We start from the raw sequence: 19,129 nt of genomic DNA on the forward strand, positions 1-19,129 counted from the left end.
CTCACCCGGCGAAGAAATTCAGTTCCAGCAGGACATTGTTGGGGTCTGCGGTAAAGATCTGCCGCAGGTTTATCGCCGCCACCAGGTTCTCCTGATAGTCGGCCCCCGCGGCATCCAGCCGTGCCTTCATCTCTTCGTAGCCGGTCATCTTCAGCGCCACGTGGTGCAGGGCGCCGGTCAGCGCGCCGGGCTGGACCTCGCGGTCGTAGGTACGCGCGCAGTCGGCGGAGTTGATGTGGACGATGGCCCGTCCGTCAGCGTCGTGCATCCACTGCGCCGTCTGCGGCGTCAGCGGCGGCGGGCCGTCGCGCCGCGCCAGACCGAGTATGGCCGCGTACCATTGCGCCGTTTCCTCCAGCCGGTCGGTGATGATGTTCACGTGATCGAGAGCTTCGACTTTCATGCGTCACCTCCTGCTGCGCCACACGGTATGGGCCTTGCCTCCCTAGCCGAAACTTGTATGCGTTACATACAATTTCGCATACGTGATTCTTTCACAAGCATGGAGAGGAGCCAAGAATGGCCGACAATCTGCAACAGGTACTCGACAAGGCGAACGGCGACATCGTCGGCCAGCTGCGCAACAACAAGATCGGCGCCTACGTCTACCCGGTGGTCGCGCCCGAGTTCTCCAACTGGCGTGACGAGCAGTGGGCCTGGCAGCACGGCGCCGTGCTGTTCGACCAGTCGCATCACATGTTCGATGTCTACATCAACGGGCCGGACGCGCTGAAGCTGCTCAGCGACACCATGATCAACTCGCCCGCCGGGTTCGAGGTGAACAAGGCCAAGCAGTACGTCCCCACAACCCCCTACGGCCACGTCATCGGCGATGGCATCATCTTCCGCCTGGCCGAGGAGGAATTCGTCTACGTCGGCCGCGCGCCTGCCGCGAACTGGCTGATGTTCCATGCCGAGACCGGCGGCTATAACGTGGAGATCATCAACGATCCGCGCTCGCCCAGCCGCCCGATGGGCAAGCCCGTCAAGCGAATCAGCTGGCGCTTCCAGATCCAGGGGCCGCGTGCCTGGGACGTGATCGAGAAGCTGAACGGCGAGACGTTGGAGAAGCTCAAGTTCTTCAACATGAGCTCGATGAAGATCGGCGACAAGACGATCCGCACCCTGCGCCACGGCATGGCGGGTTCGCCCGGCCTCGAGATCTGGGGCTCCTACGAGGAACAGGAGTATGTGCGCGACGAGATCCTGAAGGCGGGCGAGGAGTTCGGCCTGATCCCGGTCGGCAGCCGCGCCTACCCCTCGAACACGCTCGAATCCGGCTGGATCCCCTCGCCGCTGCCCGCGATCTACACCGGCGAGAAGCTGGCCGACTATCGCAAGTGGCTGGGTGCCGACAGCTACGAGGCGACCGGCTCCATCGGCGGCAGCTTCGTGGGCAAGACAATCGAGGACTATTACCTCAACCCTTGGGAGCTGGGCTACGGCCCCTTCGTCAAGTTCGACCACGATTTCCACGGCGCCGACGCGCTGAAGCAGGTGGCCGAGAACAAGGACGAGCAGCGCAAGAAGGTGACGCTCGAATGGAGCGCTGACGACATGAAGAAGATCGTCGGCTCGATGTTCGATCCCGAGGGCGAGCAGTACAAGTTCTTCGACCTGCCGCTGGCGAACTATGCCAACTCGAACTACGACAAGGTGGTCGACGCGGCCGGCAACACCGTCGGCCTGTCGATGTTCACCGGATATTCGTGGAACGAGAAGAAGGCGCTTTCGCTCGCCACCATCGACCACGAAATCCCGCTCGGCACCGAGTTGGAAGTGGTCTGGGGCGAGGAGAACGGCGGCACCGAGAAGACCACCGTGGAGCCCCACAAGCAGCTCAACGTCAAGGCCATCGTCAGCCCCGTGCCCTATTCCAAGATGGCGGGCGAAACCTACCAGGCCGGCTGGCGCTCGGGCCGCAAGGGCTGAGTCTTTTCGCTTTGGCATTGACGGAAGGGGCTGCCGCAAGGCGGCCCCTTTCGCGTTGCGGGCTAGCGCTCCACCAACACCAGTGTACCGTCTGCGCCGCGGCTCAGGATCCGGTCGAAGGCTCGCCAGTGCAACGCGCCGCCGGCCATCGGCGTAAGATAGAACGACCAGTAGGCGGCCCGCTCGGGAAAGGTCAGCCGCATTCCCCGACCGCTTGCATCGAGCCTGATGGCGATGCGGCCGAAGCCCTCGGCCATGTGCTCTCCTGCCAGCGAGCGGTGCTCCGCGCCGAGCGGCACGTCGGCCGGACGCATGGCGGGAACGGGCGGCCCCTCGCCCGCCACTAGCGCGCGCAAAGTCCGGCCCATGTCGAGCACGGGAAAGCTGAAAAGGTTGCCGGCATAGGCCACCGCCGGCCCGCCGCGCCAGGCGATGGCATTGGCCGAATAGCCCGGCAGCGTGCCCTGGATGGAAACATACTCGCCGCCCGCGTCGGTGCCCCGGTCGATGGAGCCGAACGGATCGTCCGGGGCGAACAATTCCGGCCAGGCCCCGTCCGCCAGCGCCCGGGCCCAGCGGATCAGGTCACTTGCCGTAGTGACGAGGCCCGACGAGCCGAACTCCAGCGGCGCGGGGACGGGCGTTTCCACCAGTTGCGGCGCGGGGCCCGCGGTGTAGGGCAAGGCGCCTCCGACCGCGTCCGCCGCGATACCGGGCAGCACGGCGCTGGCCGTCATGCCCGCTGGAGCCACGACCAGTTCTCCCACCACGTCGGCGAAGGCGCGTCCCGTGGATGCCGCGATAACCTCGGCCAGCAGCCCATAGCCGACATTGGAATAACTTTCCTCCCCCACCGGCCCGACCCCCGCGCGGTTGGCGGCGAGCCAGGCGGAGGCACTGGCGCGCACCGGGTCGTAATCGTCCGGAAAGTCGCGCGGCAGACCGGCGCGGTGCGAGAGCACAGCCTCGAGCGACATCGCCGGGAAAGCGGCGAGCGCGGGCATCCAGCGCGATACGGGATCGGTCAGCATCATGTTGCCTGCGCGCACTAGCGCCACCAACGCGGCGGCTGTCACGCCCTTCGTCACGGAAGCGGCGCTGAAGCGGGTCTCGCCGGTGTGGCGGAAGCGACCTTGCCAGTCGGCGTAGCCCCAGCTGCGCTCGAGAGGCGGCTTACCCGGCCGCTCCACCCGCAGCACGCCTGAAACATCGCGCGTCGCCGCAAGCGGGGCGAAGTGTGCATCGATGCGTGCGCCGAGGGGATCGGGCGCGGAGGGCGGAAGGCTGGTGCATCCGGCTAGCGCCACCGCGCCGGTGCCGAACATGGCCTGTCGGCGCGTGGTATTCGTTGCAAGGGTCATGCTGTCACGCGTGCCAGCTTCGGCCTCGCTGCACCAATCCGCGATTGGCGAGCGGTGCACGCGGCGCTACCAACGACTTCACCGCTGCCACAGGAGCGCTGCAATGACCGACTACGTCCTCGTCCACGGCGCATGGGGCGGCGCGCACACCTGGGGCGAGGTGCCCGCCATGCTGGAGGCGCTGGGCCACCGCGTCCTCGTCGCCACCCTGCCCGGCCTCGGCTCGCGGCAGGACGAGCTTCACCCCGGCATGACGCTGACCGACCACGTCGCCGACGTGGAGCGGCAGGTGGCGGATAGCGGCTTCGACCGCTTCGTGCTGGCGGGCCACAGCTACGGCGGCATGGTCGTGACCGGCCTCGCCGCGCGGCTCGGCAGCCGGATCGATGCGCTCGCCTACATCGACGCCTTCGTGCCGCAGCCGGGCGAGAGCCTGTGGGACATCACCGGCGAGGCCGAGCACGACTGGTATATCGACACCCAGAAACACAAGCCGGGCATGGTCGACCCCATCGGCGCGCTCGATTTCAAGCTGGTGCCGGGCGTGGTCGGCTACCAGCCGTTGCTGACCCTGCTGGAAGCGGTCGAGGGGCCGGGCGAGGCCGAGGCGATCCCCCGCCGCGCCTACCTCTACGCCACCGGCTGGAACCCCACCCCCTTCACCCGCTTCGCCGAGAAAGCCCGCGCCGACGGCTGGGACTACCACGAGGTCGCCACCGATCACTTCGTGATGACCGGCGATGCGGAAGGGACGGTGCGGGTGCTGGCGGGGTTGGGGGGTTAGAACCGGACCAAGCTTTTGCGGAAGGCGAAATTTGTGTCCTCGCCAGCAGCCAGCGCACGCTTTTCCAAGGCCGCCAATTCTGCCTCGTATTCGGGTCGGTCGATCCAGATTTCCGGTGGACTGCGTAGCAGATCGGAAAGCACATCGCCCGGGTAGTAGCCGCCGTCGAACAGCGGGTCAGCACGAAGCTTGGGCATCACTAGATCGAGGACGATGGGAAAGCCGTCGCGCTGCACAACGAGCTTTCCCAACTCCTCGGGCGTGAGGTCGGAAATGGGCTTCTTCCACGACCGCCAGATGTCCCCGATCATTGAAGTTGGAGCATCTTCGGGATCGCCGACTTCGTACCCGAACAACTGCTCGAGCGTACGATCCAATTTTTGCTTACTGAGAGGCATTCACCGCCGCGCCAGCGCATCCTCGCACTGCCGCATCAGCGCGGCGATGATGTCCGCGGCGGGCTCCTCCTGCGTCACCATTCCCACGCTTTGCCCGGCCATCAGGCTGCCGTTCTCGACATCGCCATCGATCACCGCGCGGCGCAGGGCGCCGGCCCAGTAGTGCTCGATCTGCAATTGCGCCTCGAGCATCTCGATCGAGCCGGTATCGAGAATGCCCGCTACTTCGCGCTGCTTGGCGGTAAAGGCGTCGGTGCCCTTGTTCTTGAGCGCGCGGACCGGGATCACCGGCAGGCGCGGGTCGACCTGCACGCTCGCCTCGGCATCGCGGGCCTTGGCGCGGAAGAAGGCCTTCTTGAAATCCGGGTGTGCGATGCTCTCGGTGGCGCAGGCGAAGCGGGTGCCGAGTTGCACGCCGCTCGCGCCCATTTCGAGGTATCCGGCGATTGCTTCGCCTCTGCCGATGCCGCCGGCGACGAAGACGACGTAATCCTCGGCCAGTTCCGGCAGGAACTCCTGCGCCAGCACACTGGTGGAAACCGGCCCGATATGGCCACCCGCCTCCATCCCCTCGATCACCAGCGCATCCGCCCCGCTCCGCAGCAGCTTTTTCGCCAGCGCCAGCGTCGGCGCGAAGACGATGACCTTGGCATCGAAGGCCTTGATCGCCTCGACGCTGCCCTTGGGCGGGATGCCGCCCGCCAGCACGACGTGGCCGACGCCGTGCCGCCCGCAGACCTTGATCAGGTCGAACAGCTGGGGGTGCATGGTGATGAGGTTCACGCCGAAGGGCTTGTCTGTCATCGCCTTGGTCGCGGCGATCTCGGCATCGAGCAGTTCGGGCGTCATGGCCCCGCAGGCGATAACGCCGAAGCCGCCGGCATTGCTGATGGCGGAGACGAGGTTGCGCTCCGACACCCAGCTCATCGCGCCGCACAGTATGGCGTGATCGGTGCCGAGGAAGTCGCGGCCGCGCGCCATCAGCGCGTCTGTCTTGGGATAGCTGGTCATGCGCCCGCCCTTAGGCAGGCGGCCCGCGCTCGACAAGAAAAACGGCTTTCGATGCCGGCGTGCATCCAGAAGGCAACCGGGTCCGTAGCTTCCCTGACACACGGCCGGCTTCCTCCCCTCCCCGGGCCGGGCGTCACGCGTACGGGCTCGCCTTCAGGGGGAAGGCGGGCCCGTATTGCTTCCGGGAATCAGGCCGGAGCCAGTTCGCTGTCGAGCCCGTAGGCGGTGTGCAGCACGCGCACGGCGAGCTCGGTCTCGTCCTCGTCGATCAGCACGCTGACCTTGATCTCGCTGGTCGAGATCGCCTGCACGTTGATGCCGCGGTCCGCCAGCGACTTGAACATCGTGGCGGCGACGCCCGCGTGGCTCTTCATGCCCATGCCCACGACGCTGATCTTGGCGACGCGCGCATCGGTGATCAGGCGGTTGAAGCCGATGGCCTCCCGCTTGTCCTCCAGCAGCGCCTGCGCGCGGGCGAGCTCGGCCTGCGGCACGGTGAAGGTCACGTCGGTCTCGCCCTTGTCGCGGCCCACGTTCTGGATGATCATGTCCACGTTGATGCCGGCATCGCCCAGCGGGGTGAAGATCTGCGCGACGGCGCCCGGCTTGTCGGGCACACGGGTGAGCACCACGCGCGCCTCGTTCTTGTCGTGCGCGATGCCGGTGACGGTCTGGCGTTCCACTTGGCCTTCCTCCAGAAGTTTCTGCATCTCCGCCTCGGAGACGATCATGGTGCCGGGCAGGCTGTCGGCGGGCGGCGCGCCGTCGTCGACGAAGCTGCTCAGCACCTGCACCCGCACGTCGTGCTTCATGGCGAGGCTGACGCTGCGGGTTTGCAGCACCTTGGCCCCGACGCTGGCGAGTTCCAGCATCTCCTCGAACGCGATGTGCTTGATCTTGCGCGCGCGCGCCACGATGCGCGGGTCGGTGGTGTAGACCCCGTCGACGTCGGTGTAGATGTCGCAGCGGTCCGCCTTCAGCGCCGCCGCGATGGCGACGGCCGAGGTGTCGGACCCGCCGCGGCCCATGGTGGTGATGCGCTGCTCGTCGCTGACGCCCTGGAAGCCGGGGATGACGGCGATCTCGCCCTCGGCCATGGCGGCGAGCAGGCGCTCGGCCTCGATATCGCCCACACGGGCATTGGCATGGGCCGAGAACGTGCGGACGGGCAGCTGCCAGCCGAGCCAGCTGCGCGCCCGGCAGCCCATGGCCTGGAGGGTCAGCGCGAGGAGGCCCGCGGTCACCTGCTCGCCGCTTGCCACCACCACGTCGTATTCGGCCGGATCGTAGAGCGGATTGGCCTCGCGGCAGAAGTTCACCAGCCGGTCGGTCTCGCCCGCCATGGCGCTGACGACCACGGCGACCTGGTTGCCGCCCGCGGCCTGCGCCCTCACGATGTTGGCGACGCGGCGAATGCGCTCAGTGCCTGCCACCGAGGTGCCGCCGAATTTCATCACGATGCGCGCCACTGCCGTCTTCCGCCCGTCCGTATCTCTGGCTGATTGCCCCGGCGGCTGTTAGGGGGGCGGCATGAGCGATGCAACTGTCACATCCGTAACTATCCGGCCCGAGGAGGCCGCCCATTTCGGCAAGCTGGCGCGCGACTGGTGGGACCCGAAGGGATCGTCCGCCATGCTGCACAAGCTGAACCCGGTGCGGCTGAAGTTCGTGCGCGAGGCGGTGGACATGCACTGGGCCGGCGATATCGAAAGCGTGCGTCCGCTGGCGGGCAAGACCGCGCTCGATGTCGGCTGCGGCGCGGGGCTGCTGTGCGAGCCGCTGGCGCGGCTGGGGGCCGAGGTGACGGGCGTGGACGCCGCGTTCGAAAACGTCGCCGCCGCGCGCACCCATGCCGAGGGCGCAGGGCTCGCCATCGACTATCGCGCGGGCGAACTGGGCTCGCTGGGGCTCGGCCGCTTCGATCTCGTCACCAGCATGGAGGTACTGGAGCACGTGTCCGACAAGCAGGGCTTCGTCGTGCAGCTGGCGGCGCATCTGGCCGATGGCGGGCTGATGGTTTTGTCGACCCCCAATCGCACTCCGATGAGCCGCGCGCTGCTGGTGGAGGGCGCGGAAATGCTCGGAATGGTCCCGCGCGGCACGCACCACTGGGACGACTTCGTGACACCCGATGAACTGCGCGATCTGCTGCAGCATGCGGGGCTGGAGATGGGAGAGCCCAAGGGGATCGCTTTCTCTCCGATGAAGGGATTGCACCTGTCGAGCGACCTGTCGCTCAACTTCATAGTGACGGCGCGCGCTGCGTAATCGTGCTGCACCCATGCTGCGCGGTAAACCGCTGCAATTACTTAGAAAACTCTAGGTAAGCGCGTTTTCCCACTCGCTCTGCGCGAAGCCCACCAACACCCGCTCGCTATCCTCCTGCGTGACGACCGGGCGCTTTATCATGCTGGGGTATTTCACCATCAGTGAGATCGCCTTCTCGCGGTCGAGATCCCGCTTGTCCGCATCGTCCAGCTTGCGGAACGTGGTGCCGGAACGGTTGAGCAGGACCTGCCATCCTACCGCGTCCGCCCAAGCGCCGAGCAGGCCGGCATCGGCCCCCTCCTTCTTGTAGTCGTGGAAGGTGTAGTCGAGTCCCTGCCCGTCCAGCCAGCGCCGCGCCTTCTTCACCGTGTCGCAGTTGGGAATGCCGTAGAGGTGGATCATGCGCTCAACCTTTCGCGGTAAAACTGTGGATGCGGGCGACGTCCGCCATGGCGATGGAATATTCGGCGTACCAGCGCGCGCGCCCGTCGGCCTGCGCCTCGCGGTGTTCGGCCATGCGGCCCCAGGCGCGGGCGTGCGCCTCGCTTTCCCATTCGGAGATCGCGACGACTTCGCCGTCGTCGGCGGAGAAGCTCTTGAAGGCGAGGAAGCCAGGCTGCGCGCGCGCCGTGGCCTCCATCGCCTCGGCCTGCGCTTCGTAGGCGGCGCGGTCGATGTCGGCGCGCTTGCGGTTGCGGAAGACCACAATGAACATGGCCGCCGGAGTTACCCCCGGCGGCCACGCTGTCAATCGGCCCTTGTCGGTCGCCAGGCGCCGGCGATCAGCCGGTACGGAAGTCGACGATGCGACCGTCGCTGCGGAAGGTGCAGGTGAATTCGTCGTTGCGCGTGTCGCGCGTGTTGATCCGGCCCTGGACGCGCACCGTGTCGCGCGTATCCTGCTGGACCGCGGTGATCTCGACACCGCCGTAGCGCTGCGCCTCGCGGCCGCAGGCTTCGAGCGCGGCGCGTTCGAACTGCGAGAGGTTGTTGTTGTTGTTGTAGCCGCCGCCGTAGCCGCCGCCACCCAGGATGCCGCCCAGGATGCCGCCGAGAGGGTCGCCGCCGTAGGCCGTGCAGCCGCCGAGCAGGATGGAACCGGCCGCCATGGCCGCAACGATTGTCTTGCGCATTTCAGGTCTCCTTCATGGCCCGACACGCCCTGCCGCGTCGCGATGGGAGAACTACGCTGCAAGCAAGACCTTGTTCCGATTCACCTAATATCGCGGCCGAGATGCGCGTCGGCGATGGCCACGGCAAGCGCGTCGGCGGCATCCGCGCCCTCGACCCGCACGCCGGGCAGCAGCACCTTGAGCATGGCCTGCACCTGCGCCTTTTCCGCCGCGCCCGTGCCCACCAACGCCTTCTTCACCAGCCGCGCGGCGTGCTCGTGCACGTCCAGCCCGGCAGAGCCGCAAGCGGCCAGCACCGCCCCGCGAGCCTGCGCGAGCTTGAGCGTGGACTGCGGGTTCTTGTTGGCGAAGACTTCCTCACACGCAGCCCGGTCCGGCCCGTGCGCGCCGATTACCGCGGCGACGGCGGCGTGGAGGTGATCGAGCCGCGCTGCCATCGGGGCGGCGGGATCGGTCTTCACCTGTCCGTTGGCGACGTGGACGATGCGGCTGCCCTCGGCCCGGATCACGCCCCAGCCGGTACAGCTCAGCGAGGGGTCGAGGCCGAGGATCAGCAAGCGCGGGGCCTCAGCCCAGCTTCTCCATCACCTCGTCCGGGATATCGTAGTTGCCCCACACGGTCTGCACGTCGTCGTCGTCGTCGAGCGCGTCGATCAGCTTCATCAGGGTGCCCGCGCTCCCCTCGTCCATGGCGACGGTGATGTTAGGCTTCCACGCGAGCTTGACGCTCTCGGCCTCGCCCAGCGCGTTTTCCATCGCGCCTGCAACCTCGTGCAGGGCGGTGGGATCGGTCCAGATGGTGTGCCCGTCATCGGAGCTTTCGATGTCGTCGGCGCCGGCTTCCATCGCGGCCATCAGCACCGTCTCCTCGTCACCCGCGCCTGCCGGATACTCGATCAGCCCCTTGCGCTCGAACCCGTGGGCGACGCTGCCCTCGGTGCCCATGTTGCCGCCGTTCTTGGCGAAGCAGTTGCGCACGTTGGTGGCGGTGCGGTTGCGATTGTCGGTCAGCGCCTCCACGATGATCGCGCTGCCGCCCGGGCCATAGCCCTCGTAGCGGACCTCCTGGTAATCCTCGGCATCGCCGCCGCTCGCCTTTTCGATGGCGCGCTGGATGTTGTCCTTGGGCATGGACTGCGCCTTGGCCGCGTTGACGGCGAGGCGCAGTCGCGGGTTCATGTCGGGATCGGGCATGCCCATCTTGGCCGCCACGGTGATCTCGCGCGAAAGCTTGGAGAAGAGGTTGGAGCGCTTCTTGTCCTGCGCACCCTTGCGGTGCATGATGTTCTTGAATTTGGAATGGCCTGCCATGGGTTACGCTTTTCTGGTGGGAAGCGGCCTCGCTGCGAGGCCGCCGGGAATGGCGTGACGCTAAGCCACATCCGGCGGCTTTTCTCAAGTGGTGCAGCCGTAACCGGACGGGGCGCGACTTGTGAAACCGGTTTCCCATTACGTGGCGATGCACCGTGCGGACTGCGCAACGCTTACCTGCGCGCCCGAATTTTCCGAATGGCTCTCGCTGCTGATTTTCGCGAGCTATCCGATCGCGATCGGCGCTGCCTTCGCACTTTTCCATGTCACCGGGCTTTCGCGGCGATTGTCGGGCCGGCTGGAAGCGACTGGCTGGCGCGGCTTCGTACAGGACGGTCTCTATGGCGCCGCGCTGGCGGCGTTCGTCTGGCTGGCCTGCTTGCCCGTCGGCTACTGGCGGCGGTTCGTGCTCGACAATCCCGGTATAAAGGTCACCTTCAATGGCCCAATGCCCGAGGGAAATCGCGAGCCTTCGCTGGCTGAGAGGCATTGGTACTGGATTACAGAACAGCTCGCAGACGTGCCGATGTTCGTGATCGGCGCCGCTATTGCCGCGCCGATCCTGCTGGCCATCATGCGCCGCGTGCCGCGCCATTACTGGCTGCTGCCCGCGCTGGGTCTTGCAGCGGCGGTGGCCGTCGACAGTTACAGCCACGTTTTCGACACGGTGCGCCCCCTGCCCGAAGGCCCGCTGGCGCAGGACATTGCCGACATCGCCGAGGCCGCCGGCCTCGCAGCGGACCGCGTGTATCTCGGTGAAGCGCAACCGATGCTCGGCCTCGACATCGCGCAGGCACGCTGGCTGGGTGGGAGGCAGGTGGCGATAATCGGCGAACCTTTCTTCAACACCCTCAGGATTTCGCCCGAAGCCTATTCGCCGCGCTACCGGCCGGTGACGGCAGCCGAAGTCCGCGCCGTTGCCGCGCACGAGATCGCGCATGTGAAGCACGACCACGCCGTGCTGTTGCCGCTACTTCTCACGCTTGCCGCGATCCTGTTTGCCTGGCTGGCGGCACTGCTGCTGCGGCGGGGCGGGATCGACGTGGCGAAACGGGCGAACCTGCCCCTGGTAGCGCTTGCCTTCGGTGCCATGGCCTGCGCGCTGCTGCCGGTGCGCGCCAACCTGTGGCGCGTGGCAGAGAACCAGGCCGATGCGACGGGGCTGGACATCGGGCGCGATCCCGAGGGCTTCGCGCTTCTCGCCGTGCGTCTGGCGCGCGGCGGCCAGCTCGACTGGCAGCCCGTCACCCATGCCTTGCTCGCGACCCACCCGGACCCGCTCGACCGGATCGAGCGCGCCGCCGCATGGAGCCGCGACAACGCGGCGGCAGACTGGCGCGCGGAGGGCCTTGCCGGACCGGTACGGATGCGCGTCAGACAGGGCGATTTCACATACTACGACTGGCCGGACGAACCGTGATGCGGGGCCTGGCTGGCGAGTCACGCCGTGCTCTCCGCCAGCCGCCGATGCGGTTCCGGACCCGCCGCTTCGAAAGCGATGCGATCGACCGAGCCCGTGCCTGAAGTGCGCAGCGCCTCGTCGAAGCCTTCGTCACGCAGGCTGCTGCTGCACCCCGCACGGCGCGAGCGCGAGCAGCGAGAGAGCGAGCGGGAAAGCGCCGCCCGCCATGGCCTCACGCCATCCCGAGCGCGGCCTTGTAGGTGTCAAGAATCATTTCCATCTCGCTGCGGTCGTTCTTGTCCATCTTTCTGAGACGGATGATCTGGCGCATGATCTTGGTGTCGTAACCGACGGCCTTGGCCTCGGAATAGACGTCGCGGATGTCGTCGGCGATGCCCTTCTTCTCTTCTTCGAGGCGTTCGATGCGCTCGATCAGAAGGCGCAGGCGGTCGTCGGTGGCATCGGCCATTTCAGGGTAACTCCGGTGAATGCGAGAATCGGTTCGGCGGCTGGTTAGCGGCGCGTGAGCCGACGGTGAAGGGCCGTTTCCACAGGTCGGGAAAAGTCAGCGCAGGTCGGGTGCGTTCTTCGCCACGCTGGCCTGCATTCGCTCGAGCTGCTCTGCCGTCGCCTCGCTCTGCCGGGTAGCCTTCCACTGGTCCATCGGCATGCCGTGTATCAGTTCGCGCGCGGCGCCCTTGTCGCCGTCGTAGCCGGCATCCAAGATCCAGTCGGCGAGGCAATTGCGGCAGAAGCCGGCGAGGCCCATCAGCTCGATGTTCTGCGCGTCGTGGCGATGGCGCAGGTGGCGCACCAGGCGGCGGAAGGCGGCAGCCGCCACCGCGTCGGGCAGCATGTCGAGCGGGTCGGCCCGGTCGGATCGAGGTTCGGTCATGGCAAATGGGTCCTTGTCTTGTCACCCGCGCCTGCCATAGGCCGCGTCCTATGGCAAAGCTCGAACAATCCAGACTCCAGCCTCGCGGCCGCAAGGTCAAGATCCTCGCCACCACCGGCCCCGCCACCGCCGATCCGGAAGTGCTGCGCGCCCTGTTCCTGGCAGGCGCTGACGCCTTTCGCGTCAATATGAGCCACGGCGAGCACGCGGTCCATGCGCAGACCATCGCCAACATCCGCGCGCTGGAAAAGGAATTTGGCAGGCCCATCGCGATCCTGGCGGACTTGCAGGGCCCGAAGCTGCGCGTGGGCAAGTTCGCCGACGGACGCGCCACTATCGCCCACGGGGCCGCCTTCACCTTCGATCGCTCGCCCGAGCCGGGCGATGCCAATCGCGTCGAGCTGCCGCACCCGGAAATCTTCGACGTCATCGAGCAGGGCCAGCGCCTGCTGGTGAACGACGGCAAGATGCGCTTCCGCGTCACCGAGGTCACTGCCGACAGCATCCGCTGCAAGGCCGAGGTCGGCGGGGTCATTTCCGACCGCAAGGGCGTGAACGTGCCCGATGCGGAAATCCCCATCCCCGCGCTGACCGACAAGGACCGCCGCGACCTCGCGTTCGCGCTGGAGCAGGGTGCCGACTGGATCGGTTTGAGCTTCGTCCAGCGGCCCGACGACCTGGCCGAGGCGCGCAAGCTGATGGGCGGGAAAGGCTCGCTCTGCGCCAAGATCGAGAAGCCGAGCGCCGTGCGTCGCCTGGCCGAGATCATCGAGATGGCCGACGGCATCATGGTCGCGCGCGGCGACCTGGGGGTGGAACTGAACCCCGAGGAAGTTCCGCCGCTGCAGAAGAAGATCGTCAACATGACACGCCTCACCGGCAAGCCCGTCATCGTGGCGACGCAGATGCTGGAATCGATGATCGAGAGCCCCGCGCCCACCCGCGCCGAGGTCTCCGACGTCGCCAACGCGGTCTACGACGGGGCCGACGCGGTCATGCTCAGCGCCGAGACCGCCGCCGGATCGTGGCCCGAGGAAGCCGTGCTGATGATGGCCGCCATCGCCCGGCAGGTGGAGCAGGACGAGGACTACAAGAGCCGCGTGCGCATGCTCGACACGCCGAGCGAGGCGACCACCGCGGACGCGCTGGCCCACGCGTGCATGACCATTGCCGACACCGTGCGCCTGTCGGCCATCGCAGTATTCACCTTTTCCGGCAGCAGCGCCCGGCGCGTTGCGCGCGAGCGGCCCGCGGTGCCCGTCATGGTGCTGACCCCGAACATGGAAGTCGCCCGCCGCGTGGCCCTGCTGTGGGGTGCCCACCCCGTCGCCACGCGCGACATCGGCAGCTTCGAGGAGATGGTCGCCAAGTGCAAGCGCATGGCCCTGCGCCACGGTTTCGGCGACAAGGGCAGCCGCCTCGCGGTGATGGCCGGCGTGCCCTTCGGCCAGTCGGGCGCGACCAACCTCGTCCACGTCGTGACCGTGCAGGGTGACGAGCTGGTCGGCTATTCGACCGAGAGCTGACGCGACAGATTGGCAATCGATGGCAGTTCAATCCAACGCTTTTTCCAAGGCCTCGACGCCTAACCGTGGTCGTATCGATTGGCTTGATGGCTGGCGTACGATCGCACTCCTATTCGTAATCGTCGAGCACTGGTATCTTCTCTACCATCCGGAACAGTCGCTGTACGGCAAGGCCGGCGTCTTTATCTTTTTTTCCATTAGCGGCTACATCGTAACCCGTTTGCTCATTCGTGAGAAAAGTCGGCAAGGCACGGTAGACTTCAGAGCTTTTTACATTCGCAGGGCAGCGCGCATTCTGCCGCCCTTGCTAATGTATCTCGGGGGCTGCTTGATTGTGCTGGGATGGGATAATGATCTCGTTGCCAAGTTAGCTCGAGCGGCACTGTTTACGTGCAACATCAAATTGGGCGCATCGGATTGCACGTGGATTGTAGGCCACACTTGGTCGCTCGGATTCGAGGAACAATTCTACCTGATACTCCCTTTCGCGTTCGCCTCTTTCGCTGCCAAACGAACGTGGTTGTTGCTGCTGCCGGCTCTGACGTTGGCCTTGCTGCCAGTTCTATTTCCTCTGCACTGGATCGGTATGGTTGGCTGGGTGCAGATCTATATGCTGTTAGGTGGCGGCGCTCTGTTGGCGTGGCACGAGGAGCGCCTCATACCCTTTCTCGAACGCATCCCTTGGTACGTTGCGCTTTCTTCCCTAGCACTCGGTATCGCAATGACTCGCGTTCCAGTCGGGATTGCACAGAAGCTGACTCTTCCCATCGTGCCCCTCACCATTCTGATAGGAGTGTTTGCTCTGCCAAGTGCTAGTGACAGGGCTCGTCGCTTTCTCGCTTGGAAACCCATGGCGACCTTGGGACTATATTCCTACACTTTGTACCTTTGGCAGCAACTGGTGCTCATGGACGGCATGTTCGTTCTTTGGTGGAGCCAGACGCTCGCCCTGCTTGCAGCGCTGGCGTTTTCTGCCTTCTCTTTTCGCTTTATCGAAACGCCGTTTCGCGATCTGGGTCGGCGGCTGAGCGGGCCCCGCGCCAGCGCCCAGCCCGCTACCTGAATCAGCCTGACTTTTCTCACTGCGGCGATAGATTATCAGCCGCATCGCCGACGGATAGATTGTGCAGCGGCTCCTGCGCCGACCAGCACGGCGCGAGAATCGCCAGGCTTCCCTCCACCCAGTTGGCGAGCGGCGTATTGACGTTGGATTCGAACACCATGTCGTGCCCGACATAGCTGTCGTAGTGCGAGCTGGCGCGGATGGCATAGCGCACGCCGTCCATCGACAGGATCACCGACCCGTCCGGCCGCACCGGGATGCCGGGCACGTGGATGGCGGGCGGCTCGATCTGCGTTGCGGCCACCACCGCGTCGCGCGCGGCGGGGCAGCGGCGGGTGTCGGTCCAGCTGATTTCGGGAGGGGTTTCGCTGCCGTCCTCGGCGCGCCTGGGCACGGTGCGGCGGAACCAGAACTGCAACCGCCCCTCGCCGCGCAGCACGCCGATGGCGACGATCTCCGGCTCGCCCACCTGCGAGGGGCTGCGCGAGAATGTCATGAACGGCTCGAAATCCTGGATCGCGAGGTCCTGGGCGGCCGGATAGGGGGGCGCGAGCATGGCGGCGGCGATGGCGGTGAGGAGCATGGCCGCCGCTGTAGCGCGGATGGGTGAACCGCGCGAGAACGGCGGCGGCCCGAAGGCCTTTATCACGACTGACCGGCTGGAAAATGGAGCGGGCGAGGCGATTCGAACGCCCGACCCTCACCTTGGCAAGGTGATGCTCTACCCCTGAGCTACGCCCGCTCACTGGCGCTATCCGAACGGCTGTCCGGATGGGGAGCGGGGCGGTTAGCACCGGGTCCGGATGCCCGCAAGAGGGAATCTTGGCCCTTCACAAATCCCCCCGGCACGCCACATTGACTGGCCAGACGTTACCACCGCAGCAGGAGCAGACATTGGCAAGCATGGGCCTCAATCTCGACGAACAGAAGGCCGTCGAGCGTTTCCGCACCAATGTGGTGGAGCCGAGCCAGACCAAGCTCGTCATCCTCGATTTCTGGGCCGAATGGTGCGGGCCGTGCAAGGCGCTGGGCCCGGTGCTCGACAAGGTCGCCGCCGACTATGCCGACAAGGGCGTGGTGCTGGCCAAGATCGACGTAGACAAGGAACAGTTCATCGCCGCGCAGTTCCAGGTGCAGTCGATCCCCACGGTTTATGCCATGTTCCAGGGTCAGCCGGTGGCCGACCTCACGCCGATGCGCAGCGAATCGCAGCTGAAGCAGGCACTCGACCAGCTATTGTCGCAATTGCCGGTGCAGGCGGGCGCGGGAGGGACCACGGAGGGGCAGCAAGGGCCCGATCTGGATCAGCTGATCGGCATGGGCGAACAGATCCTGGCCGAGGGCGACGGGGCGCGTGCCGCCAACGTTTTCGCCCAGATCGCCGAGATGGCACCCGGCAACGCGCAGGTGCAGGCGGGCCTCGTGCGCGCGCTGCTCGCCGCGGGGCAGGCCGAGGAGGCGCAGGCCGCCATCGACGCGCTTTCGCCGGAGATGCAGGCCGATCCGCAGGTGGCGCAGGCCGCCGCCGCGCTCCAGCTCGCCGCGCCGCAGGTGGACGAAGGCGAGCTGCAGGCGCTGCGTGCCGCCGCCGCCGAGCGTCCCGCCGATACTCAGGCTCAAATCGCTTTTGCCGAGGCCGCCTTTGCTGCCGGCCAGCGCGACGAGGCCGCCGATACCCTGCTGCGCGCCATCGAGGGCGGCGGCGAGGAAGGCAATGCGGAGGCAAAGGCCAAGCTGCTGACCATCTTCGAGGCGGTCGGACTAGAAGACCCGTGGGTATCGGCCACCCGCCGCCGCCTCAGCCTGATCCTGTTCGGATGACGATCTCGCGCCTCTCGATCTTCCCGCTGACGGGCGCTCTGCTGTTTCCCGGCCTGCAACTGCCGCTGCACATTTTCGAGCCGCGCTACCGGGCGATGGTCGGCGATGCGCTGGCGCGAGAGCGGCTGATCGGCATGATCCAGCCGGTCGACCAGTCCGACGGCACGGAGCTTTATACCGTCGGCTGCGTGGGCAAGATCGAGGACGTGGAAACCAGCGAGGACGGGCGCTACAACATCGTGCTCACCGGCCAGTCGCGCTTTCGCGTGCTGCGCGAACTGGAGGTCGCCACACCCTTCCGGCAGGTCGAGGCCGAGCTGTTCGACGAGCCGACGAGCGAATACCTGACCCTGGGCGAGCGCGCGGGCTTCGAGCACGAGGCGCGCAAGTTCGCCGACAGCCAGGGATATGCCATCGACTGGGATTCGGTCGCCCAGCTCGACGACGAGATGCTGATCAATGGCGTCAGCCAGATCGCCCCCTTCGACAGCGCCGCCAAGCAGGCGCTGCTCGAGGCACGCACCCTGCGCGAGCGATGCGACCTTCTGGTGAGCCTGCTGGAGTTCTTCGGCAAGAGCGATCCAGAGGAAGGGACGGTTACGCTTCAGTAGTTTGTTTTTCGAAGCCGCCTCCGCGGCTTCGTCCTCGCTAGACGCACTCCGCTACGCTACGTGCCCGCTGCGGGCGGCCGTTCGGCCTTGCGGTCCTGCGGATCGTTCTCAAAAGTCCTTGTCAGCCCGGACTTGTTCCGGGCCAAGGCTGCTTTTCCATTGGCGCGAAGCAAGCACCACCCCGGAACAGGTCCGGGGTGACACCACATTTCAAACCCCGAACGAGTTTCTGAGTCCGTCGATGACGTATTGCGCGGCCAGCGCCGCCAGCAGCACGCCGAGCAGGCGGGTGATGACCGCTTCCACCCGCGCGCCGAACAGGCGCATCAGCGGGCTCGCGGCTATAAGCGCCAGCAGGGTGAGCACCATGACGGCGGCGAGCGCGCCCAGCACGACGAGCGTTTCCGGCGTCCCCTCGGCCTCGTTCTGCAGCAGCATGACCGCCGCGATGGCCCCGGGGCCGGCGAGCATGGGCATGGCCATGGGGAAGACCGAGACATCCTCCACCTCCGGGGTGGCGGCGACCTTTTCGGCGCGCTCCTCGCGGCGCTGGGTGCGCTTTTCGAACACCATGTCGAGCGCGATCAGGAACAGCATGATGCCGCCCGCGATGCGAAAGCTGTCGAGCTCGATGTGCAGGGCGCCGAGCAACTGCTGGCCGAACAGCGCGAAGATCAGCAGGATCACGCTGGCGATCAGGCAGGCGCGCACCGCCATGCTCGTGCGCTGGGCGGCGGTGGCACCCTTGGTCAGCCCGGCGTAGATCGGCGCGCAGCCGGGCGGGTCGATCACCACGAACAGGGTGATGAAGGCGGAAAGGAACAGCTCGATCATTGCGCTGCCGGGGCGGGCAGCCGCAGCCGCGTGGCTTCTTGCCACTCGCCTTCGCGCAGCCACTCGACGATGACCTCGCGCGAGCGGTCGGCGGCGACCAGCCGGGTGTAGCGCAGCGTGCCGTCGGAGGAAACCTCGGAAACGCCCCTCACCCCCATCCCGAACGTCGTCTGCGGCGGCGGCGGAACGCTCTCGCCCGCGCGCGGGCAATCGGCGACGGAGCCCTGCAAGGCCGTCATCCCCGGCACCACGATGGCATCGTCGGGAATGTCCTCGCGCGGCACCGGCGCGGGTTGCGGATCGTCGGGCGTGCCGGTGTCGTAGCTCCAGCGGTATTCGTTGTCCGGCTGCAATTCCCAGATCGTGATGTAGGTGCCGACCACGCCGTTGGGCCGACGCGAGCGGCCCTCGGAGACGGCCAACCGCCCGTCGCAGCTCGACCACACACGGGTGGGGGCCCACAGGATCGGCTCGGCCGGGTCGGGCAGAACTTGCAGCTGGCCCAGCACGCTCGACCAGCCGGAGGGATCATCGTCGTCGTCGAACAGCGCGCCGGGCGCGGCATAGGCGCGGAAGGCGGTCCAGTTGCCCTCCTCACGCGCCATGCGGGCAAAGGCGAAGTCGGCGGCGGCGACGCGGCCCGGATCGCCGACGCTGCCCTGCCGTTCGAGGAACGCACTCGCCGCACGCGCCTGCCGCGCCTGCTGCTGCGCCTGCGGACTGGCGCAGGCGGCCAGGGCCAGCGTGGCGAGGCCTAGCGGAAGGAAACGCCGCACGCC

24 protein-coding genes and 1 tRNA gene are annotated in these 19,129 nt (G+C 66.7%); 8 read left to right on the plus strand and 17 right to left on the minus strand.

Features of this window, described 5'->3' with window-relative positions; all coding sequences use genetic code 11:
- Position 1: 1 nt before the first annotated feature.
- Complete coding sequence (locus tag AAW00_RS07405) at positions 2 to 403, minus strand: VOC family protein (RefSeq protein WP_047003751.1); 402 nt, start codon at positions 401 to 403, stop codon at positions 2 to 4.
- 116 nt (positions 404 to 519) lie between these two features.
- Here AAW00_RS07405 and ligM point away from each other — a divergent pair, with 116 nt between their 5' ends.
- Entirely contained in the window at positions 520 to 1,932 is a 1,413-nt protein-coding gene (gene ligM / locus AAW00_RS07410) for a vanillate/3-O-methylgallate O-demethylase (protein ID WP_047003752.1), read from the plus strand.
- Between the two features lie 62 nt (positions 1,933 to 1,994).
- Here the strand turns inward: ligM and AAW00_RS07415 are convergent, their stop codons facing one another.
- Positions 1,995 to 3,293, minus strand: a complete 1,299-nt coding sequence (locus tag AAW00_RS07415) for a serine hydrolase domain-containing protein (protein ID WP_082124984.1) — start codon at positions 3,291 to 3,293, stop codon at positions 1,995 to 1,997.
- Between the two features lie 103 nt (positions 3,294 to 3,396).
- On the opposite strand from AAW00_RS07415, the gene AAW00_RS14260 reads away from it, so the two are divergent.
- Positions 3,397 to 4,077, plus strand: a complete 681-nt coding sequence (locus AAW00_RS14260) for an alpha/beta fold hydrolase (RefSeq protein ID WP_052761830.1) — start codon at positions 3,397 to 3,399, stop codon at positions 4,075 to 4,077.
- Here AAW00_RS14260 and AAW00_RS07425 read toward each other — a convergent pair.
- From AAW00_RS07425 to AAW00_RS07435, 3 genes are all read right to left on the minus strand, one after another.
- Positions 4,074 to 4,454, minus strand: a complete 381-nt coding sequence (locus AAW00_RS07425) for a contact-dependent growth inhibition system immunity protein (protein WP_162199420.1) — start codon at positions 4,452 to 4,454, stop codon at positions 4,074 to 4,076. The genes AAW00_RS14260 and AAW00_RS07425 overlap by 4 nt on opposite strands.
- Positions 4,455 to 4,475: 21 nt before the next feature.
- Positions 4,476 to 5,486 carry an NAD(P)H-dependent flavin oxidoreductase gene (locus AAW00_RS07430; protein ID WP_047003754.1) on the minus strand — a complete coding sequence of 337 codons (1,011 nt, stop codon included), beginning with the start codon at positions 5,484 to 5,486 and terminating at the stop codon, positions 4,476 to 4,478.
- Positions 5,487 to 5,674: 188 nt separating this feature from the next.
- Positions 5,675 to 6,955 (minus strand): aspartate kinase, encoded by a 1,281-nt coding sequence (locus AAW00_RS07435; RefSeq protein ID WP_047003755.1) that lies wholly within the window; start codon positions 6,953 to 6,955, stop codon positions 5,675 to 5,677.
- Between the two features lie 61 nt (positions 6,956 to 7,016).
- On the opposite strand from AAW00_RS07435, the gene ubiG reads away from it, so the two are divergent.
- Positions 7,017 to 7,754 (plus strand): bifunctional 2-polyprenyl-6-hydroxyphenol methylase/3-demethylubiquinol 3-O-methyltransferase UbiG, encoded by a 738-nt coding sequence (gene ubiG, locus AAW00_RS07440; RefSeq protein WP_047003756.1) that lies wholly within the window; start codon positions 7,017 to 7,019, stop codon positions 7,752 to 7,754.
- A 51-nt stretch (positions 7,755 to 7,805) separates the two neighbouring features.
- On the opposite strand, the gene AAW00_RS07445 is transcribed toward ubiG, so the two are convergent.
- From AAW00_RS07445 to AAW00_RS07465, 5 genes are all read right to left on the minus strand, one after another.
- Positions 7,806 to 8,156 carry an ArsC family reductase gene (locus tag AAW00_RS07445; RefSeq protein WP_047003757.1) on the minus strand — a complete coding sequence of 117 codons (351 nt, stop codon included), beginning with the start codon at positions 8,154 to 8,156 and terminating at the stop codon, positions 7,806 to 7,808.
- Between the two features lie 4 nt (positions 8,157 to 8,160).
- Positions 8,161 to 8,469 carry an antibiotic biosynthesis monooxygenase family protein gene (locus AAW00_RS07450; RefSeq protein ID WP_047003758.1) on the minus strand — a complete coding sequence of 103 codons (309 nt, stop codon included), beginning with the start codon at positions 8,467 to 8,469 and terminating at the stop codon, positions 8,161 to 8,163.
- A gap of 67 nt (positions 8,470 to 8,536) precedes the next feature.
- Positions 8,537 to 8,887 carry a hypothetical protein gene (locus AAW00_RS07455; RefSeq protein WP_241461667.1) on the minus strand — a complete coding sequence of 117 codons (351 nt, stop codon included), beginning with the start codon at positions 8,885 to 8,887 and terminating at the stop codon, positions 8,537 to 8,539.
- Positions 8,888 to 8,967: 80 nt separating this feature from the next.
- A complete protein-coding gene (ruvC, locus tag AAW00_RS07460; RefSeq protein ID WP_047003759.1) occupies positions 8,968 to 9,444 on the minus strand; it encodes a crossover junction endodeoxyribonuclease RuvC in 477 nt (158 codons plus the stop codon).
- A 10-nt stretch (positions 9,445 to 9,454) separates the two neighbouring features.
- Positions 9,455 to 10,198: a YebC/PmpR family DNA-binding transcriptional regulator gene (locus AAW00_RS07465; protein ID WP_047003760.1), complete on the minus strand. Its 744-nt coding sequence runs from the start codon at positions 10,196 to 10,198 to the stop codon at positions 9,455 to 9,457.
- Between the two features lie 148 nt (positions 10,199 to 10,346).
- Between AAW00_RS07465 and AAW00_RS07470 the strand changes: the two genes are divergently transcribed.
- Positions 10,347 to 11,618: a M48 family metallopeptidase gene (locus AAW00_RS07470; protein WP_047003761.1), complete on the plus strand. Its 1,272-nt coding sequence runs from the start codon at positions 10,347 to 10,349 to the stop codon at positions 11,616 to 11,618.
- A 20-nt stretch (positions 11,619 to 11,638) separates the two neighbouring features.
- On the opposite strand, the gene AAW00_RS14955 is transcribed toward AAW00_RS07470, so the two are convergent.
- The 3 genes from AAW00_RS14955 to AAW00_RS07480 form a co-directional block, all read right to left on the minus strand.
- On the minus strand, positions 11,639 to 11,836 hold the full coding sequence (locus tag AAW00_RS14955) for a hypothetical protein (protein WP_156170005.1): 198 nt from the start codon (positions 11,834 to 11,836) through the stop codon (positions 11,639 to 11,641).
- On the minus strand, positions 11,833 to 12,069 hold the full coding sequence (locus tag AAW00_RS07475) for a DUF2312 domain-containing protein (protein ID WP_047003762.1): 237 nt from the start codon (positions 12,067 to 12,069) through the stop codon (positions 11,833 to 11,835). The genes AAW00_RS14955 and AAW00_RS07475 overlap by 4 nt, the downstream gene beginning before the upstream one ends.
- A 96-nt stretch (positions 12,070 to 12,165) precedes the next feature.
- Complete coding sequence (locus tag AAW00_RS07480) at positions 12,166 to 12,495, minus strand: DUF1244 domain-containing protein (protein WP_047003763.1); 330 nt, start codon at positions 12,493 to 12,495, stop codon at positions 12,166 to 12,168.
- A 50-nt stretch (positions 12,496 to 12,545) separates the two neighbouring features.
- Here AAW00_RS07480 and pyk point away from each other — a divergent pair, with 50 nt between their 5' ends.
- Together pyk and AAW00_RS07490 are read left to right on the plus strand one after the other, a co-directional pair.
- The gene (pyk, locus tag AAW00_RS07485; protein WP_047003764.1) at positions 12,546 to 14,021 is read left to right on the plus strand and encodes a pyruvate kinase; all 1,476 of its coding nucleotides are present in this window, start codon (positions 12,546 to 12,548) and stop codon (positions 14,019 to 14,021) included.
- A gap of 19 nt (positions 14,022 to 14,040) precedes the next feature.
- Entirely contained in the window at positions 14,041 to 15,084 is a 1,044-nt protein-coding gene (locus AAW00_RS07490; protein WP_047003765.1) for an acyltransferase family protein, read from the plus strand.
- Positions 15,085 to 15,100: 16 nt separating this feature from the next.
- Here AAW00_RS07490 and AAW00_RS14265 read toward each other — a convergent pair whose 3' ends face one another.
- Positions 15,101 to 15,667, minus strand: a complete 567-nt coding sequence (locus AAW00_RS14265) for a hypothetical protein (RefSeq protein ID WP_052761832.1) — start codon at positions 15,665 to 15,667, stop codon at positions 15,101 to 15,103.
- Positions 15,668 to 15,751: 84 nt separating this feature from the next.
- A tRNA-Gly gene (locus tag AAW00_RS07500) sits at positions 15,752 to 15,826 on the minus strand.
- A 161-nt stretch (positions 15,827 to 15,987) separates the two neighbouring features.
- Between AAW00_RS07500 and AAW00_RS07505 the strand changes: the two genes are divergently transcribed.
- A complete protein-coding gene (locus AAW00_RS07505) occupies positions 15,988 to 16,905 on the plus strand; it encodes a tetratricopeptide repeat protein (RefSeq protein WP_047003766.1) in 918 nt (305 codons plus the stop codon).
- Complete coding sequence (locus tag AAW00_RS07510) at positions 16,902 to 17,516, plus strand: LON peptidase substrate-binding domain-containing protein (protein ID WP_047003767.1); 615 nt, start codon at positions 16,902 to 16,904, stop codon at positions 17,514 to 17,516. The genes AAW00_RS07505 and AAW00_RS07510 overlap by 4 nt, the downstream gene beginning before the upstream one ends.
- A gap of 210 nt (positions 17,517 to 17,726) precedes the next feature.
- On the opposite strand, the gene AAW00_RS07515 is transcribed toward AAW00_RS07510, so the two are convergent.
- Both AAW00_RS07515 and AAW00_RS07520 read right to left on the minus strand, forming a co-directional pair.
- A complete protein-coding gene (locus AAW00_RS07515; protein WP_047003768.1) occupies positions 17,727 to 18,350 on the minus strand; it encodes a MarC family protein in 624 nt (207 codons plus the stop codon).
- Positions 18,347 to 19,126: a hypothetical protein gene (locus AAW00_RS07520; protein ID WP_156170006.1), complete on the minus strand. Its 780-nt coding sequence runs from the start codon at positions 19,124 to 19,126 to the stop codon at positions 18,347 to 18,349. The genes AAW00_RS07515 and AAW00_RS07520 overlap by 4 nt, the downstream gene beginning before the upstream one ends.
- Positions 19,127 to 19,129 lie beyond the last annotated feature (3 nt).

Source organism: Aurantiacibacter luteus, from assembly GCF_001010945.1.
GTDB lineage: Bacteria > Pseudomonadota > Alphaproteobacteria > Sphingomonadales > Sphingomonadaceae > Alteraurantiacibacter > Alteraurantiacibacter luteus.

Coding starts and splice junctions, on each gene's coding strand:
- AAW00_RS07405 (WP_047003751.1), bottom strand. CDS start 403: ATGAAAGTCGAAGCTCTCGATCACGTGAACATCATCACCGACCGGCTG.
- ligM (WP_047003752.1), top strand. CDS start 520: ATGGCCGACAATCTGCAACAGGTACTCGACAAGGCGAACGGCGACATC.
- AAW00_RS07415 (WP_082124984.1), bottom strand. CDS start 3,293: ATGACCCTTGCAACGAATACCACGCGCCGACAGGCCATGTTCGGCACC.
- AAW00_RS14260 (WP_052761830.1), top strand. CDS start 3,397: ATGACCGACTACGTCCTCGTCCACGGCGCATGGGGCGGCGCGCACACC.
- AAW00_RS07430 (WP_047003754.1), bottom strand. CDS start 5,486: ATGACCAGCTATCCCAAGACAGACGCGCTGATGGCGCGCGGCCGCGAC.
- ubiG (WP_047003756.1), top strand. CDS start 7,017: ATGAGCGATGCAACTGTCACATCCGTAACTATCCGGCCCGAGGAGGCC.
- AAW00_RS07445 (WP_047003757.1), bottom strand. CDS start 8,156: ATGATCCACCTCTACGGCATTCCCAACTGCGACACGGTGAAGAAGGCG.
- AAW00_RS07450 (WP_047003758.1), bottom strand. CDS start 8,469: ATGTTCATTGTGGTCTTCCGCAACCGCAAGCGCGCCGACATCGACCGC.
- AAW00_RS07455 (WP_241461667.1), bottom strand. CDS start 8,887: ATGCGCAAGACAATCGTTGCGGCCATGGCGGCCGGTTCCATCCTGCTC.
- AAW00_RS07465 (WP_047003760.1), bottom strand. CDS start 10,198: ATGGCAGGCCATTCCAAATTCAAGAACATCATGCACCGCAAGGGTGCG.
- AAW00_RS07470 (WP_047003761.1), top strand. CDS start 10,347: ATGCACCGTGCGGACTGCGCAACGCTTACCTGCGCGCCCGAATTTTCC.
- AAW00_RS07475 (WP_047003762.1), bottom strand. CDS start 12,069: ATGGCCGATGCCACCGACGACCGCCTGCGCCTTCTGATCGAGCGCATC.
- AAW00_RS07480 (WP_047003763.1), bottom strand. CDS start 12,495: ATGACCGAACCTCGATCCGACCGGGCCGACCCGCTCGACATGCTGCCC.
- pyk (WP_047003764.1), top strand. CDS start 12,546: ATGGCAAAGCTCGAACAATCCAGACTCCAGCCTCGCGGCCGCAAGGTC.
- AAW00_RS07490 (WP_047003765.1), top strand. CDS start 14,041: ATGGCAGTTCAATCCAACGCTTTTTCCAAGGCCTCGACGCCTAACCGT.
- AAW00_RS14265 (WP_052761832.1), bottom strand. CDS start 15,667: ATGCTCCTCACCGCCATCGCCGCCGCCATGCTCGCGCCCCCCTATCCG.
- AAW00_RS07505 (WP_047003766.1), top strand. CDS start 15,988: ATGGGCCTCAATCTCGACGAACAGAAGGCCGTCGAGCGTTTCCGCACC.
- AAW00_RS07510 (WP_047003767.1), top strand. CDS start 16,902: ATGACGATCTCGCGCCTCTCGATCTTCCCGCTGACGGGCGCTCTGCTG.
- AAW00_RS07515 (WP_047003768.1), bottom strand. CDS start 18,350: ATGATCGAGCTGTTCCTTTCCGCCTTCATCACCCTGTTCGTGGTGATC.